This window comes from Enterocloster sp. OA13 (assembly GCF_022440595.1).
GTDB classification, from domain to species: Bacteria; Bacillota; Clostridia; order Lachnospirales; family Lachnospiraceae; genus Enterocloster; species Enterocloster hominis.
Genome location: NZ_JAKNTF010000001.1, coordinates 4858080 through 4873733, shown reverse-complemented (window position 1 = coordinate 4873733; position 15654 = coordinate 4858080). Strand labels below are relative to the sequence as shown.

Annotated in this window: 14 protein-coding genes; 12 read left to right on the top strand and 2 right to left on the bottom strand. The window is 52.0% G+C overall.

The genetic code is table 11. The annotated features are described in order from the left end of the window. The first annotated feature begins 70 nt into the window (after positions 1 to 70). From MCJ35_RS21555 to MCJ35_RS21530, 6 genes are all read left to right on the top strand, one after another. Positions 71 to 2059, top strand: coding sequence for a helicase-related protein (locus MCJ35_RS21555; RefSeq protein ID WP_240299650.1), 1989 nt, complete (start codon positions 71 to 73; stop codon positions 2057 to 2059). 79 nt (positions 2060 to 2138) lie between these two features. Further along, positions 2139 to 3404 carry a uracil permease gene (uraA, locus tag MCJ35_RS21550; RefSeq protein ID WP_008720087.1) on the top strand — a complete coding sequence of 422 codons (1266 nt, stop codon included), beginning with the start codon at positions 2139 to 2141 and terminating at the stop codon, positions 3402 to 3404. Between the two features lie 425 nt (positions 3405 to 3829). After that, positions 3830 to 4006, top strand: coding sequence for a hypothetical protein (locus MCJ35_RS21545; protein WP_155858460.1), 177 nt, complete (start codon positions 3830 to 3832; stop codon positions 4004 to 4006). A gap of 221 nt (positions 4007 to 4227) precedes the next feature. Further along, positions 4228 to 6183 carry a thiamine pyrophosphate-dependent enzyme gene (locus MCJ35_RS21540; protein WP_025485358.1) on the top strand — a complete coding sequence of 652 codons (1956 nt, stop codon included), beginning with the start codon at positions 4228 to 4230 and terminating at the stop codon, positions 6181 to 6183. 15 nt (positions 6184 to 6198) lie between these two features. Further along, the gene (locus MCJ35_RS21535) at positions 6199 to 6786 is read left to right on the top strand and encodes an indolepyruvate oxidoreductase subunit beta (RefSeq protein ID WP_025485359.1); all 588 of its coding nucleotides are present in this window, start codon (positions 6199 to 6201) and stop codon (positions 6784 to 6786) included. A gap of 19 nt (positions 6787 to 6805) precedes the next feature. Further along, positions 6806 to 8038, top strand: a complete 1233-nt coding sequence (locus MCJ35_RS21530; RefSeq protein WP_008720084.1) for a phenylacetate--CoA ligase family protein — start codon at positions 6806 to 6808, stop codon at positions 8036 to 8038. A gap of 1317 nt (positions 8039 to 9355) precedes the next feature. On the opposite strand, the gene MCJ35_RS21525 is transcribed toward MCJ35_RS21530, so the two are convergent. Continuing rightward, positions 9356 to 10147 carry an IclR family transcriptional regulator gene (locus MCJ35_RS21525; protein ID WP_008720082.1) on the bottom strand — a complete coding sequence of 264 codons (792 nt, stop codon included), beginning with the start codon at positions 10145 to 10147 and terminating at the stop codon, positions 9356 to 9358. 220 nt (positions 10148 to 10367) lie between these two features. Here MCJ35_RS21525 and MCJ35_RS21520 point away from each other — a divergent pair, with 220 nt between their 5' ends. From MCJ35_RS21520 to MCJ35_RS21500, 5 genes are read left to right on the top strand one after another with little or no spacing between them, the layout of a single operon-like run. After that, positions 10368 to 11324 (top strand): 2-keto-3-deoxygluconate permease, encoded by a 957-nt coding sequence (locus MCJ35_RS21520; protein ID WP_025485364.1) that lies wholly within the window; start codon positions 10368 to 10370, stop codon positions 11322 to 11324. 31 nt (positions 11325 to 11355) lie between these two features. Continuing rightward, positions 11356 to 11649, top strand: coding sequence for a UxaA family hydrolase (locus MCJ35_RS21515; RefSeq protein WP_240299649.1), 294 nt, complete (start codon positions 11356 to 11358; stop codon positions 11647 to 11649). A 15-nt stretch (positions 11650 to 11664) separates the two neighbouring features. Next, positions 11665 to 12852 carry a UxaA family hydrolase gene (locus tag MCJ35_RS21510; RefSeq protein WP_353656084.1) on the top strand — a complete coding sequence of 396 codons (1188 nt, stop codon included), beginning with the start codon at positions 11665 to 11667 and terminating at the stop codon, positions 12850 to 12852. 37 nt (positions 12853 to 12889) lie between these two features. Further along, entirely contained in the window at positions 12890 to 13780 is an 891-nt protein-coding gene (locus MCJ35_RS21505; RefSeq protein ID WP_025485368.1) for a fumarylacetoacetate hydrolase family protein, read from the top strand. An 11-nt stretch (positions 13781 to 13791) separates the two neighbouring features. Beyond that, complete coding sequence (locus MCJ35_RS21500; protein WP_025485369.1) at positions 13792 to 14679, top strand: dihydrodipicolinate synthase family protein; 888 nt, start codon at positions 13792 to 13794, stop codon at positions 14677 to 14679. 84 nt (positions 14680 to 14763) lie between these two features. Here MCJ35_RS21500 and MCJ35_RS21495 read toward each other — a convergent pair whose 3' ends face one another. Further along, the gene (locus MCJ35_RS21495) at positions 14764 to 15003 is read right to left on the bottom strand and encodes a FeoA family protein (protein WP_008720073.1); all 240 of its coding nucleotides are present in this window, start codon (positions 15001 to 15003) and stop codon (positions 14764 to 14766) included. Positions 15004 to 15136: 133 nt separating this feature from the next. Between MCJ35_RS21495 and MCJ35_RS21490 the strand changes: the two genes are divergently transcribed. Then, the gene (locus tag MCJ35_RS21490) at positions 15137 to 15562 is read left to right on the top strand and encodes a hypothetical protein (protein WP_025485370.1); all 426 of its coding nucleotides are present in this window, start codon (positions 15137 to 15139) and stop codon (positions 15560 to 15562) included. The last annotated feature ends 92 nt before the right edge of the window (positions 15563 to 15654 follow it).

The following is a 15654-nucleotide window of genomic DNA, read 5'->3' as shown; positions in this document are numbered from 1 at the left end:
GCTGCCAGATGGACGTGGGAACATGTGCACCTGGCTGCTTTTGTGAAAATCAGAAGGAAAGAGGAAATCCATGGAGATAAAAAGAGAATGCGCTCAGTATTTGGAGGAATACTATAAGGAGCTTTTTTTCGGCAGCGTGAATAAGCGTTTCAGGGCCATGACGGCCGCTGAATTGAGGAAACGGTTAAAGCGCCTGACTGAGGAGAACTTAAAGCCCCTTGAGAAAGCCAATGAACTGAGCGATGTCCATGCCATGCTGTCCAAGGTCTGCGCATATCTGATGCACAAGGAGGGAAAGCTGCCGCCGGGACCGGCTGTCCAGGAGTGGGAACAGAATTGTGCCAGCATGCAGGAATTCTGCGGCGCCCTTGCAAGAAAGGACCTGGAGTACCTGTCGGGCCTGTCCCTGGAGGAACTGGAACATGTCCTCAGGATGCAGGGAATCCGCCGTTATCTGCTGACCAACTCATTGGACCGTGCCTACCAGCTGTTCTATATACCAAAGACCATTAAAAAGGGAATCCGGGAGTCCGTGAACCAGAAGCCGGAGGAGGAGTATCCGGGAGCCAGGGAGATGAAGCGCAGGTTCATCCTCCATGTAGGCCCCACCAACAGCGGCAAGACCCATGATGCATTGGAACGGCTGAAGGAGTGCGGGCACGGGGCGTATTTCGGCCCCTTAAGGCTTTTGGCCCTGGAGGTCTATGATAAGCTTAATTCAGAGGGGCTTGCATGTTCCATGATTACAGGGGAGGAGACGCTGGAGGTGCCGGGGGCCGTGTGCCAGGCATGTACCGTGGAAATGCTCAATGACCACGATTACTTTGATATCGTTGTGGTGGATGAGTGCCAGATGGTTGCGGACCCATACAGGGGACACAACTGGACCAGGGCGGTCCTGGGGCTTCGGGCAGAGGAGATACATCTGTGCATGGCGCCGGAGGCAGAGGACATCATCGTCCAGATGATAAAACGCTGCGGGGACCAGTTCCGGGTGGTGCGCCACAAGCGGAATACCAGGCTGACCCTGGAGACAAAGCCATATAACCTGAAGCGGGATTTGAAGAAAGGCGACGCCCTGATTGTATTTTCCAAAAAATCAGTGCTTGCCCTGGCAGCCCATCTGGAGAACGAGGGAACCCATTGCAGCGTCATATATGGAAGCCTGCCTCCGGCCACCAGACGGGAACAGGTGCGCCGTTTCCTGGCAAAGGAGACGGATGTGGTGGTCAGCACGGACGCCATCGGCATGGGCCTGAACCTGCCCATACGCAGGATTGTGTTTGTGGAGACCAGGAAATTCGACGGTGTGGGCAAACGCACCCTGAATCCGGAAGAGATTAAGCAGATAGCGGGCCGGGCCGGAAGATACGGGCTTTACGATGAAGGGTTCGTCACTGCCATTGACGAGCTGGATGTGATAAAGGACGGTCTGTCCAGGCTTCCCATCCCCATCATGAAGGCATATGTGGGCTTCCCGGAACAGCTGCTGAACCTGCCGGCCGAGATTGACACCCTGGTGAAGATCTGGGCGTCCATGGATACGCCTTCCATTTATGAGAAGATGGAGGTGGACGAGCTCCTGTCCCTGTACATGACATTTGAACATGTGCACCAGGACAACATGGACACATTTACCAGACAGGAGATATATAAGCTGATTACGTGTTCCATTGATATAGATAATAAGATGGTCATGGACCTGTGGAAGGATTACTGCAGGGATTACCGGGATGTGGATGAACTGGAATTCCCCTACAGCCCGGGCGATGACCTGTATGACCTGGAGAGCTATTATAAAATGCTGGATCTGTATTTCCAGTTTTCCAGGAAGGCAGGACTTCCGGTCCAGACCGGAAACCTGAATGAGGAGCGGCGGCGCACCGAAGAGGAAATCAGCCGTATCCTGAAAACAGAATGTGCCAGCTATTCCCGCAAGTGTTCAGCCTGCGGACGGGAGCTGTCATGGGATTACCCCTTCTCTGTATGTGAGAAATGTTTTGAGCGGGGGAAGGTAAACCGTACCCATAACCGAGGGGGACGGCGCCGCGCATCATAGAGGCGGGCCATTACCGCAGGTCTGCGCAGGGATGCGCCAGTTGTTTATAAGAGTATGGGAAAGACAAAGGAGGAAGAAAATGGAAAATCAACGTATCATTCAGGTGGAGGACAAGGTACCCTTTAAGCTGCTTGTTCCCCTGAGCATCCAGCACATGTTCGCCATGTTCGGCGCATCCATCCTGGTGCCCTTTCTGTTCGGCATCAGCCCGGCTGTGGTCCTGTTCATGAACGGTGTGGGTACCTTGCTGTTCATCTGTGTGACAAAGGGAAAGGCGCCTGCTTATCTGGGCTCCAGCTTTGCGTTCCTGGCCCCGGCCGGGGTGGTCATCCAAAACTTCGGGGAATCCGGATACGCCTATGCGCTGGGCGGTTTTGTGGCCGTGGGATTCTGCGGATGTATCCTGGCATTCATCGTTTACAAGTTCGGCACGGAATGGATTAATGTTGTCCTTCCTCCGGCAGCCATGGGTCCGGTGGTGGCCCTGATTGGTCTTGAACTTTCCAGCAATGCGGCTGACAATGCAGGCCTTTTAGACCCTGCAATGGACCCAAGGAAGATTATCGTATTCGTAATCACACTGGGCACCGCTGTATTTGGCTCCATCCTGTTCAGGAAGTTCTTCTCAGTCATCCCTATCCTGATAGCGGTCATAGCAGGGTATGTAGCTGCATTTGCATGCGGACTTCTGGATTTCTCAGCAGTGGCTGCGGCGCCTGTATTTGCACTGCCAAACTTCTCCAGACCCAAGTTTAACCTGGAGGCAATCATGACCATCCTTCCGGTCCTCCTGGTCATCACTTCGGAGCACATCGGACATCAGGTGGTCACCAGTAAGATTGTGGGCCGCGACCTGTTAAAGGACCCGGGCCTTCACCGCTCCCTGTTCGGAGACAACTTCTCCACCATGATATCCGGACTCATCGGTTCCGTGCCAACCACCACCTACGGGGAGAACATCGGCGTCATGGCCATCACCCGGGTATACAGTGTGCGTGTAATCGCAGGCGCCGCCGTGCTGTCCATCATATGTTCCTTCATCGGCAAGCTGTCCACCCTGATCAGCACCATACCGGGGCCGGTCATCGGGGGAATCTCCTTCCTGCTCTACGGAATGATCGGTACCTCGGGACTGCGTATCCTGGTGGATTCACAGGTGGATTACGGCAATTCCAGGAACCTGGCCCTGACCTCTGTCATATTTGTCACCGGCCTTTCAGGAATCGCCGTGAAAATCGGAAACATCCAGCTGACCGGCATGGTCCTGGCCTGCGTGGTGGGTATGGTTTTAAGCCTTGTGTTCTATCTGCTGGATTATTTCCATCTGACTAATGACCAGGCGTAGGATGGTGGGTATGTATAGCAGTTATGAGATAGCGGTTATGGAATAACAGTTATGGAATAGCAGTTATGGAATAGCAGTTATGGAATAGTGGTTATGGAGTAACAGTTATGGGGTGGCGGTTATGGAGTAACAGTTATGGGATAGCGGTTATGGAATAACAGTTATGGGATAGCGGTTATGGAATAACAGCCATGAATTACAGGTATGGAAATGCATTGGAAAGTCATTGACATTTACAGTGAAATCTGCAATAATGACTGATAAAGTAAAGTATTAAACCGATGAAGCGGAGATCAAACCGTAGAGGGCATTCACAGAGAGCAGGGGATGGTGGGATTCCTGTAATAAGCCGGACGGCAAATGGACCGCAGAGGGAAAGGTGAACGGGCAGGTTAGGTGCGGGCAGGAAGACTGTGGCGGGAAGAATGCGGCAGGAAAGACTGCAGAAGGAAACATGCAGCAGGAAGACTGCAGACGGAAGCGTGCAGCAGGAAGGCCGCAGACGGAAGTGTGCAGCAGGAAGGCCGCAGATGGAAGTGTGCCACAGGAAGGCGACAATCGGCCGTTGCAGCTGTCTGGCATGTATAATCCGGCATTTATAGCCCCAGTATCCGGACCGCAGGCCTGCGTTAAAGGCAGAATATGTGCCGGATTGTGTCTGGAAGTTCAGTTTTGCCCAAACGCGTCTTAGCATATTTGTTAAAGTGGTAAGCAGATAAGGTGGTACCACAGGTGCTGTATATTCAGGCCTGTCCTTTCTTAAGGACAGGTCTTTTTGTATCTGAAAATAGCAGTAAATGTACATAACGGAAGGAGAAGGGCAATGTCCAAATCATTTTTAATGGGAAATGAAGCAATCGGCCTGGGAGCAGTCAGGGCAGGTGTGCAGGTGGTATCGGGTTATCCGGGCACCCCGTCCACGGAAGTCCTGGAGACAGTGGCAAAACACAACCCAGGTGATATCTATGTGGAGTGGTCGGTGAATGAAAAAGCGGCAATGGAGGTGGCTGCCGCGGCCGCCTATACGGGCGCCAGGACCATGGTCACCATGAAACAGGTGGGACTTAATGTGGCCTCGGACCCCCTTATGAGCCTGGCCTATGTGGGCGTCAAGGGAGGTATGGTTGTCATGGTGGCAGACGACCCAGGCCCCATATCCTCCCAGACAGAACAGGATACGCGTCACTTCGGACAGTTTTCCAAGCTGCCTGTATTTGACCCCAGTTCCCCGGAGGAAGCTTATGAGATGATTGGGGATGCATTTGATTACTCGGAAAAATACCATACCCCGGTGCTGTTCCGTCCCACCACAAGAATCTGCCATGGCTGTGCCAGCGTGGAGTTAAAGGAACGTATCTGTCTTCCGGCACCACAGGGATTCGTGAAAGATTCCAACAAATGGGTTATCTTCCCGCGCCTGTCCAATGCAAACCACAGGATGATTGAGGCGCGCAATCCTGTAATCGGAGATGACTTCAGCAGTTACCGTTTCAACCTGCTACACAGGGAAGAGAAGGAAACTGTCCAGGGAATCATCACCCATGGAATCAGTTATGAGTTTGTCATGGAAGCGCTGAACGGATACAAGGGCGCGCGTGTAATCAAGATTTCCACGCCCAACCCCACGCCGGAAAAGCTGATGCTTCAGTTCATGGACGGCCTTAATGAGGTCATGGCAGTGGAAGAACTGGACCCGGTGCTGGAGCAGGAACTGATGCTTCTCTGCGGAAAACACCATTTGAATGTGGATATCCGGGGAAAGCTTACGGGTGATGTACAGTGTGCAGGAGAGAACAGCGTGGAGTCCGTGCGCAAGGTGCTGGAGGCTTATCTGGGTGCACCGTACATAGAATATATGGAATCCCTGGATGAGGCTTCCGATGAGGCTGTCGATGAGGCTTCCGATGAGGCTGCCGGTGCGGCTGTCGATGCGGCTTCCGATGAGGCTGCCGGTGCATCTTCCGATATGGCTGCCGGTGCGGCCCCCCTTCCGGTCCCGCCCCTCCCAATCCGTCCTCCGGTCCTATGTGCGGGATGTCCCCACAGGGCTTCCTTCTATGCGGTCAAGCGTGCCATGGAAAAGCTGAACCAGGAACTGCCCGATGGACAGGAGCCGGTGGAAGGCATTTACTGCGGAGACATCGGATGCTATACCCTGGGCAATGCAAAGCCTCTGGACATGGTGGATACCTGTCTGTGCATGGGTGCAGGCATCACCATGGCGCAGGGGATGCAGAGGGTGGAGCCGCACAAGCGTTACTTCTCCTTTGTCGGGGATTCCACATTCTTTGCCTCCGGGCTGACTGGTATTGTGAATGCAGTGTACAATGAGGCCAATCTCACCCTGTGCATCCTGGATAATTCCACCACGGCCATGACAGGCCACCAGCCCCATCCGGGAACCGGCCATACCATGATGGGCCAGGTGGTGGAAAAGGTTGACATAACAAAGGTACTGGAGGGAATCGGCATAAAACACATAAGGACCGTGGATGCGCTGGATCTTAAGCAGTGCGTGGACACCGTGCTGGAGTTTTCCGCCCTAAACGGGGTAAAGGCCGTGATATTCAAGGCTCCCTGCATTGCCATTGTAAAAACCACGAAGAAATGCAGGATTGTGGAGGACAGATGTGTGGACTGCCGCACCTGCATCAATGAAATCGGATGCCCGGCCCTGGTGCTGGACCAGGATAAGGTTAAGATAGATTCCGGACTCTGTACCGGCTGCGGACTCTGCGGCCAGATATGTACCGTGGACGCCATCGAACCTGTGGAATAAGCGAGGAGGATAGATATGACAAAAAATGTATTGTTATGTGGAGTGGGAGGACAGGGAACCGTCCTTGCGTCCCGCCTGATAGCCCTGGCAGCCATGGAAAAGGGGATGGAGGCCAGAGGCGCAGAAACTATTGGAATGGCACAGAGAGGCGGCAGCGTGGTCAGCCATGTGCGGATTGGGGAGGAAATCCACTCCCCCCTGATACCATACAAAGCAGCGGACGTCATCATTGGCTTTGAACCTGCCGAGGCAGTGCGCTGTCTCCCATACCTGAAAAAGGGAGGCTGCATGGTGGTGTCACCCGTGCCGATCCGTCCGGTTACTGCTTCCCTCACAGGAGGCGCCTATACAGGCAATGAGATGATGGAGTATTTAAAACAGACCGTGGATAACCTGGTGGTGGTGGACGGCACAGCCATCTGCACCAGGAGCGGTTCCCCAAAGGTACTGAATGTGGCGCTGCTGGGCGCTGCCATTGCCAGCGGTTTAATCGGCATTTCCCTGGAGGAAATGGAGCAGGCCATATTAAAACGGGTACCTGAGAAGTTCAGGGCCATGAATGTGACAGCGCTTAACTTGGGTGCTGCCTCAGAACACGCGTGAAAAACGGAGGATAGAACCAATGAAGATGAAAGAATCCCAGTTCCTTCTCATAAAGGAACAGCTGAAGAAACTGACTGGCAAGGAGTGTTTTTATAAGCACAAGCTGGAAGGAATCAATGTGGACCAGATACAGTCGCAGGAGGACTTTGAAAAGCTTCCGTTTACGTGGAAAGGCGACCTGAGGGAGGCGTATCCCCTTGGTCTCATGGCTGAACCAGAAGATAAAATCGTGCGTATCCACTCCTCATCCGGGACCACCGGGACCCCGGTCATCATCCCCTACACCCAGCAGGATGTGGATGACTGGGCGCTGATGTTTGCCCGCTGCTATGAGATGGCCGGAATCACCAACATGGACAGGATACAGATTACACCGGGATACGGGCTGTGGACAGCGGGAATCGGATTCCAGCTGGGAGCTGAGCGTCTGGGGGCCATGACCGTGCCCATGGGACCCGGCAACACGGATAAACAGCTGCGCATGATGATGGACATGAAGTCCACGGTCCTGTGCGCCACCTCATCCTATGCCCTGCTGTTGGCAGAGGAGATTGCCAAGAGGGGGATTGGGGACAGGATATGCCTGAGAAAAGGTGTGATTGGATCGGAACGCTGGGGTGACAAGATGAGGAAGCGGATTGCCGCCGAGCTGGGGGTTGACCTTTACGACATCTATGGACTCACGGAAGTATATGGTCCCGGCATAGCAATCAACTGCCAGGCCCAGGGAGCCATGCATTACTGGGATGATTTTATTTATATTGAGATTGTGGACCCGAAGACCGGAGAAGTCCTGCCTGACGGGGAAGTGGGGGAAATCGTCATCACAACCCTGAAAAAAGAAGGCGCTCCCTTAATCCGTTACCGCACCCATGACCTTTCCAGGATTGTGCCCGGCGACTGCCCATGCGGTTCTCCTTATCCAAGAATCGGAACCTTGATTGGACGCACGGACGATATGGTAAAAGTAAAGGGTGTCAACATTTTCCCAAGCCAGATAGAAGAACTGTTAAGCTCCATTGAAGGCGCATCCAGTGAGTATCAGGTCATGGTAGACCATCTCATGGGCAAGGATGTAATGACCCTGTTTGTGGAAACCAACCCATCCATTAACAGGTACGCCCTTGAAATAGAAATCCAGACCAGCTTCAAAAACAGGATAGGCCTGACGCCGGTTGTTAAGCTGGTGGATCTGGGGGAACTTCCGCGGAGTGAGAAGAAGTCTACCAGGGTGTTTGATAATAGGTATTGATGGGGGGGAGAGGCAGAGGGAGCGCGGGGGTGCGCAACCTCTGCTTTTGTTTGGTTCCGGGAGCGGGGCCGGGAGGCGGGCGGCCTTGCGGTTCCTGGTTCCGGGCGCATGGTTTGCTAACTCAAAAAATGGACGGAAACAGGGCACCGCGCCAACTACCGAAGAAATCTTGATGATTTTTCGTCCGTAGGCGCTCTGCGTTCGGGCTTGGAAGCCCTCTCTCGGCCCTGTTTCCGCCCATTTTTTGAGCAAGCAAACCAAGCCCCCTCCACAAGGAACCGCAAGCCCGCCCGCCTCCCGCCCCCGCTCCTGCCAAGGTTATGAAGAGGTTGCTATATCTTCCGTCCACTGCGTCTGCCACCTCCACACCAGAAAGGAAGAAGGCCCCGCCCGCCATATGACACGGGTAGTGTGCTGGTTTATGGGATATCTTAGGTTGAGTGTTTTAACATATTTTAGGATTCATTCTATAGTTAGATGTGCAATCGAATATGGATTGCTGTCCAAATTATCATTAATCTGACACTGTAACTGGTCAACTAAAAGAACAATAGAAGCGCCATAAGTAAATAATTAAGAAGACAATAAGAAAGCAACAAAAGAACAATAGAAGCGCCATAAGTAAATAATTAAGAAGGCATTAAGAAAGCAACAAAAGAACAATAGAAGCGCGATAAGTAAGTAATAAGAAGGCAATAAGAAAGCAACAAAAGAGCAATAAAAGCACGAAAAGTAAATAATAAAAAGGCAATAAGAAGCCAATAAAAAACAATAATTAAGTGATAAGAACGTAATATGAAATCAATACGAAAGCCATAGTTAGTACAGCCTTACACGAATACCAGTAAAGCCAGCATCAGATATCTACGCCAGAAATATGCCTGAAAAGCCTAGTCATAGCGCCCACTACGCCACCTCTTTGCAGAGCACATAAGGCAGACAACATGCACTGGCATACTGGTACTACTACGCCGCAGAGACTCATAAATCACACCCCGGATTCGTGTGATGCAGGAAGCTGTCGATACGTAGCGGGTGAGTGGAATGGGGATGGGGGCGATGGATGCATCTACAGGGGCGTGCAGGTCTTAGCCTGTGGGAATCGGTGCTAAGAGTCTGGCGCCTTTGTCTGAACTCAGTAACAAAATTGTTGGATAAGATAAGGCGTGAGTTTGGCAGCCAGACTCTTGTCCAGCGCCGATTTCCACAGGCTTAGACATGCTAGCCCCGCAGCCGTATCCATGGCCCCCATCCCCATTCCACTCACGGACGGATGCACCTTCGCCCTCATCCCACCAATCCTCATCCTACCAATCCTCACCCCTCATAAATACAAAACGCATTCTCATCCAAATTATTCTCAAACAAATACTGTTCGATTGTATTTCCCACCTTTTTAAGTACATCTTTTATCAACACAGCTTTTTCTTCCGTGTCCCGGAAGGCAGGAACGCTGATGGACAGGCTGGCAATGGTTTTCTGGTTGCAGCAGATAGGGACTGCGTAGCAGCAGATGTCCAGGGCGGTTTCCTTTTTTTCGTGGGCGAATTTGCTGGCGTTAATCTCTTCCCACTCTTTTTCCAGTGTTTCAAAATCCGTGATGGTATATTCGGTGAACTTTTCCAGGCCGTTAGGGTATAAGGCCCTTACCTTTTCAAAGGGGAGCTGGTACAGCAGGGCCTTGCCAAGAGCGGTACAGTAGAGGGGCAGACGTTTCCCGACGCTGGATACAAGGCGTATGGCCTCCTTTGAGTCCACCTTTGCTATGTAAAGCACGCTGTTATCGGAACGGATTCCGAATTGGCAGATTTCGTTTGTTTCATTGACCGCATATTCCATTTCTGATTTGATGAACTGCATGATGCTCTTTTCACCATAATAGGAACTGCCCGCCAGGTAGGCGCCGATGCCTATGGTGTAAAGGCTGCTGTCCCTGTGGAATGCGATGAAGTTCCGGCTGGCCATGGTGTGCAGGATAGGGGCCACGGTTGTTTTGGGGGAACCGATATGTTTGGCTATATCAGAAAGGCTGAGGCCGGATGGGGTGGTTCCCAGCAGCTCCAGTATGTTTAAAACGCGCTCTGTTGGTTTATGTTCTGTATTTGGCATGGTCTGCTCCTTTTAACTTGCTGAGTCTATTATACCAGACGGGATTTTGAGAAAGCCACTAGTAAAAATATACAATATAAAATGTATTCGTTTGTGTGATATGTCGAAATGTTAAATTAATATTGACTTTTCTTTGAATCAGATATATTCTTTTTATGTGACGTACGAGAATGCGCATATCGTACGAATATACGTACAAAAAGAAAAGAGGGGTAAAACTATGATAATGAATTTCCTAAAAAAGGTTCCTGCCGGAATGATGATTGTACCGCTTCTGATTGGCGCGGTCTTAAACACCTTTTTCCCCCAGGCGCTGCAGCTTGGCTCCCTGACAACAGCAACATTTTCCAATGCAGGCGCCGCAACCGCCATGGGAATCCAGCTTGTATGCCTGGGAACCACGCTGCAGCTGGGCGATATCGGAAGGGTGCTGAAGCGGGGCGGAATCCTGCTGCTTTCAAAGTTTTGTATCGGCTCACTGATTGGAATCGCTGCGGGTAAGATATTCGGTCCGGCCGGGGTCCTGGGATTATCCGCACTGGCAATCATCAGCGCCGTAACCAACAGCAACGGCTCCGTTTACCTGGCCCTGATGCAGACATACGGAGACGATGTGGACGGAGGCGCCATGGCGCTGCTGGCACTGAATGACGGACCGTTCATGACCATGATTGCCATGGGTGTATCCGGTCTTGCCAATATTCCAATCCAGGCACTGATTGCAACCGTGACCCCTATCCTGGTAGGTATGATCCTGGGCAATATGGATAAAAAATTTGCGGATTTCGTTTCCCCTGCAGGGGCTGTGATGATTCCTTTTGTGGGATTGACGCTGGGAGCAGGAATCAATCTTATGAATGTACTTAAGGGTGGTATACCTGGCGTGATCCTGGGGCTTATCTCTGTATTCGTGGGCGGCGCGTTCATCGTGTTCTGCGACCGTGTGATTGGCAAGCGTCCCGGATATGCCGGATGGGCAGTTGCCACAACCGCAGGCAATGCGGTGGCAGTTCCGGCCGTGGTGGCCATGGCGGACCCGGCTCTTGAGCCGTACGTATCCGGTGCAACCACCCAGGTGGCGGCGGCCGTGGTGGTAACGGCAATCATCGCTCCTTTGATGACAAGCTACTGGGCCAAGAAGTATGGCTGCCCCAAAATGCCGCTGGAAACTGAATAAATAATAGGACAAATGGTGGAGGATGATTAGAATGAGCGAAATAATTACGAATGCAATGATTATTGATGAAAAAGACACGGTAGCCGTTGCCATTGAACCGGTTAAGGCGGGCCAGACCGCGGCCTGGCTGGATAAGAGCGGCGGGCTTTGGGAAGTTACGGCTGTTACGGACATACCCATTTACCACAAGTTTGCAATCAGGGACATGCAAAAGGGAGAGCCGGTTGTCAAGTATGGGGAACATATCGGGCTGGCTGCCAGGGATATCCAGGCAGGAGAACACGTACATACGCACAATGTTGAGAACCACAGGGAACAATTATAAAAGGGGGCTGACGCAATGGATAAGAAAGCAATGAAGGAAATGACATTTATGGGATACAGGAGACCGGATGGAAGGGTAGGGATACGCAACAAGGTGTTAATCCTCCCGGCCAGCGTATGTGCTTCGGATACAACAAGGATCATCGCTTCCCAGGTGGAAAATGCTGTTACATTTAACAATCAGAATGGATGCTCCCAGGTCCCCTCGGACCAGCAGTTTACCATGGACGTGATGGCTGGTTATGCAGCCAATCCCAATGTATATGGGATCGTGGTCATTTCCCTGGGATGTGAGAACTGCCAGATGGATCTGGTGCTGGATGCAATCAGGGAACGCACAAATAAGCCACTGGAGCATTTTATCATCCAGGAAAACGGCGGCACCATTGCCACCATCGAGAAGGCGGTGCGCTCCGCCAGGAAAATGACAATGGACGCGTCCATGCTTCCACGTGAGGAATTCGGCATGTCCGAACTGATCATCGGAACGGAATGCGGCGGTTCAGATCCCACCTCAGGTCTTGCTTCCAATGTCCTTATTGGCGAGATCAGCGACCGCATGGCGGAAATCGGAGGGACCTCCATCCTATCCGAGACAACCGAGTTCATCGGCGCCGAACACATACTGGCAAAGCACGGCAAGGATGAGAGGGTCAGCCAGAGGATTTACCAGATTGTACATGATTATGAAAATGCAATCCGCCTTGTGGGCCATGATGTGCGGGAAGGAAACCCGTCCCCCGGCAACATGGAAGGCGGACTGACGACCCTGGAGGAAAAGTCCCTGGGCTGCATCCATAAGGGCGGCCATGTGCCGGTCAACGAGGTTTACGATTATGCAAAACAGGTGGAGAAAAACATGGGCCTGGTCATCATGGACACACCTGGAAATGACCCCTCTTCCGTTGCCGGGATGGCTGCAGGCGGCTGTCAGATATGCCTGTTCTCCACTGGCCGCGGAACGCCTACCGGCAACCCCATTGTCCCTGTCATCAAGATAACGGGCAATAAAGTAACCTATGCGAACATGTCCGACAATATCGACATTGATGCAAGCCCCTATATCTACGGCAAGAAGACCCTGGAGCAATTAGGGGATGAACTGTTTACGGAAATGAAGCAGGTGGCCGACGGAAAACTGACCAAGGCAGAAGCCCTGGGCTACACGGAAATGGCCATTGCCAGGGTATGTAATTATATGTAACCATAAAAGGGTGGCACGATATAAAAAGAGGTGTATCATGAAATACATAAGGTTTATTGCCCCTGGAAAGGAAGCAGAGGTTGGCATCCTTTTGGAGGGGGACCGGGTGATCCCGGTGTCATCCTTTGTTCCCGGACTGAAGAAGGGGGATATGATGGATCTCATTAAATATGCCGGTATCTCCGGCGGCTTGCCGGAGCCGCCGGTTTCCGGATGTTTGGGGCAACAGTCATATGACCTGGATTCAGTGAGGCTTCTTGCGCCCATTGAACGGCCAATCCACGATATCCTGTGCGTGGGTGTGAATTATGAAGACCATCTGAGGGAAACAGAGGAACATCTTGGAAAAGAGAGCTTTAAAAAACCGCCCAAGGCAGTATATTTCTCCAAACGGGCGCTGCGGCTTATGGGTCCCGGGGGACGGATTGAGGGCAGGCTGGATGTGGATGAAGCGCTGGATTATGAGGTGGAGCTGGCGGTCATCATAGGCAAGGATGGAAAGAAGATACCGCCCTGCCAGGCAGAGGAATATATCTTCGGATATTCTGTATTTAATGACATTTCATCCAGGAACCTGCAGACAGGGCATGGACAGTGGTTTTATGGAAAGAGCCTGGACACATACGCATCCATGGGGCCGGTAATCGTGGGCCGGGAGGAACTGCCGTTCCCCGTGGAGCTGGAAGTAAGGAGCTTTGTCAACGGACAGCTGCGCCAGCACTCCAATACGCGCAATTTCATCCACGACATTCCATGGCTCATATCCGAATTATCCCAGTGCATCACTCTGGAGTGCGGGGACATCATTGCCACGGGAACCCCCTCCGGCGTCGGCATGGGGTATGACCCGCCCCGTTATATGAAAAAGGGCGACCAGGTAACATGCGAGATAGAGAAGATAGGTAAACTGACAAATATAATTGGCTAGGGAGGAAACATATGAAAGTGAACTTTTACACCCCAGTTGTAACTGCATTTGATGAGAATGGGGAACTGGATTTACAGGGCAATAAGAACATATACGACCATTTGATCGGAGGCGGCATCGGAGGTCTGCTGATACTTGGGAGCAGCGGTGAGTTTTATGCACTGGGCATGGAACAGAAAAAAACGCTGATTGACATGGCGGTCCCATATATTAACAAAAGGGCAAAGGTTTTCTTTGGAACCGCATGCGACAGCATGGAGGAGACCGTGGAGCTGAGCAACTATGCCCTTAAGGCGGGTGCGGACGGCGTGATGTTAATCAGCCCCTACTACTTTACCATTGACGATGCTTCCATTGAAGCGTTTTATGATGAGGCGGCGGAGAAGATTGACGGGCCGCTGTACATCTATAACTTTCCAGCCAGGACCGGATATGACGTGAAACCTGAAATCGTCCTGAACCTGCTGCGCAGACACCGGAATATCGTGGGCCTGAAGGACTCGGTATCGGAGATGGGGCATACCAGGAGCATCCTTACAACGGTGCGGGAAGAATTTCCTGAGTTTGAGGTGTACTGCGGATTTGATGAGAACCTGATTCACAATGCTGCCTGCGGCGGCGCGGGCTGTATCGGCGCCCTGTCCAATGTGTATCCGGAGCTGCTGGTAAGCTGGCAGGATGCCGTGAACCGGAAGGACTGGGATGCTGCCTTCGCACTTCAGAAAAAGGTGGATATGTTAATGGGTATCTATGATATCAACCCATTCTTCATAGGCACCATTAAAAAGGCAATGATCCTCAGGGGCGTCCAGATGAAGGACTGCTGCAAGAAACCGGTGCTCAGTGCCACGGAGCCGGAAACCGGGCGTTTAAAGGCAATCATGGAACGTGTGGGATAATTGAAGATAAGTGGATAGATGTTCTGGACAGGGGCTGCGTTTGCGGCCCCTGTTCCTGACTGCTGACAGAAAGCAAAGTGATTTTCAAACACGCCCTAAGGAGCGTACCAGCACCTCCTTTGCATTTTCAGTGCGAAGTGCAATAAGGGTGCCGCGTATGAGATAGGCAGACATGGAATCCCTGTGGCCGCCAAGGATGCAGGTTATATGCTCCTTGAAGGAAAAACCCAGGGAATCCAGCCTGTCAGACATATACGGGTCGCTGATGATCCAGACCACCTCGGCTGTTTCTCCTGGATTGAGTTCATTTAAAGGATAGACCATAATAAATCACCGGTTCAGGTTTGTTACTATATTATATGCAGGGCGCTTATCCGGGGGGAGGAACAGGCCTGTCACACATTCCGTACATGCCCATATAATAGAGTACAACCTAATTGAAAGGAGAAGATAAAATATGAATTATAGTGAATGTGGTGGTTGTAGTGGAAATAGTGTGAATTATGGCGGGACAGCCGCGAATGCAGGTGCAGCATATGCTGCCAATGGTACCTGTTATGAGAATGCAAATAATTATGGAAATGCAGCTTATTATGGGAACACGGCCTATGCAAACACGGCCGGCACAGCAGCTGCCTGCGGCTCCGGCTGCCGTAACTGCAATTTATACTGGCAGGGATATATGGCAGGATTCTACGCCAATAACCAGTGCAACCAGTCATCCGTTGCAAGGACGGCTGCCCAGGCAGCGGGGCGTACTGCTTCCGCTGCCGCGGCAGGAAACTGCGGCTGCAGCTCCTGCAATTCCGGATGTGGCTGCAGCAGATGCAATACTGGCTGCGGATGCAGCAGATGTAACTCCGGTTGCGGATGCCGCATGTGAAGGTCTGGCTGCAGCACATGCAGCTTGAGGTTATGATACAGTAAATACACCCCGGAGAATATAATCCGGATGGGATGGCCGGGGCTTCCATG

Excerpts from the sequence above, each read along its gene's own strand:
- MCJ35_RS21515 (WP_240299649.1), top strand. The coding sequence starts at position 11,356 with ATGAGCGAAATAATTACGAATGCAATGATTATTGATGAAAAAGACACG.
- MCJ35_RS21545 (WP_155858460.1), top strand. The coding sequence starts at position 3,830 with ATGCGGCAGGAAAGACTGCAGAAGGAAACATGCAGCAGGAAGACTGCA.
- MCJ35_RS21490 (WP_025485370.1), top strand. The coding sequence starts at position 15,137 with ATGAATTATAGTGAATGTGGTGGTTGTAGTGGAAATAGTGTGAATTAT.
- MCJ35_RS21555 (WP_240299650.1), top strand. The coding sequence starts at position 71 with ATGGAGATAAAAAGAGAATGCGCTCAGTATTTGGAGGAATACTATAAG.
- MCJ35_RS21540 (WP_025485358.1), top strand. The coding sequence starts at position 4,228 with ATGTCCAAATCATTTTTAATGGGAAATGAAGCAATCGGCCTGGGAGCA.
- MCJ35_RS21520 (WP_025485364.1), top strand. The coding sequence starts at position 10,368 with ATGATAATGAATTTCCTAAAAAAGGTTCCTGCCGGAATGATGATTGTA.
- MCJ35_RS21500 (WP_025485369.1), top strand. The coding sequence starts at position 13,792 with ATGAAAGTGAACTTTTACACCCCAGTTGTAACTGCATTTGATGAGAAT.
- MCJ35_RS21510 (WP_353656084.1), top strand. The coding sequence starts at position 11,665 with ATGGATAAGAAAGCAATGAAGGAAATGACATTTATGGGATACAGGAGA.
- MCJ35_RS21505 (WP_025485368.1), top strand. The coding sequence starts at position 12,890 with ATGAAATACATAAGGTTTATTGCCCCTGGAAAGGAAGCAGAGGTTGGC.
- MCJ35_RS21495 (WP_008720073.1), bottom strand. The coding sequence starts at position 15,003 with ATGGTCTATCCTTTAAATGAACTCAATCCAGGAGAAACAGCCGAGGTG.
- uraA (WP_008720087.1), top strand. The coding sequence starts at position 2,139 with ATGGAAAATCAACGTATCATTCAGGTGGAGGACAAGGTACCCTTTAAG.
- MCJ35_RS21525 (WP_008720082.1), bottom strand. The coding sequence starts at position 10,147 with ATGCCAAATACAGAACATAAACCAACAGAGCGCGTTTTAAACATACTG.
- MCJ35_RS21535 (WP_025485359.1), top strand. The coding sequence starts at position 6,199 with ATGACAAAAAATGTATTGTTATGTGGAGTGGGAGGACAGGGAACCGTC.
- MCJ35_RS21530 (WP_008720084.1), top strand. The coding sequence starts at position 6,806 with ATGAAGATGAAAGAATCCCAGTTCCTTCTCATAAAGGAACAGCTGAAG.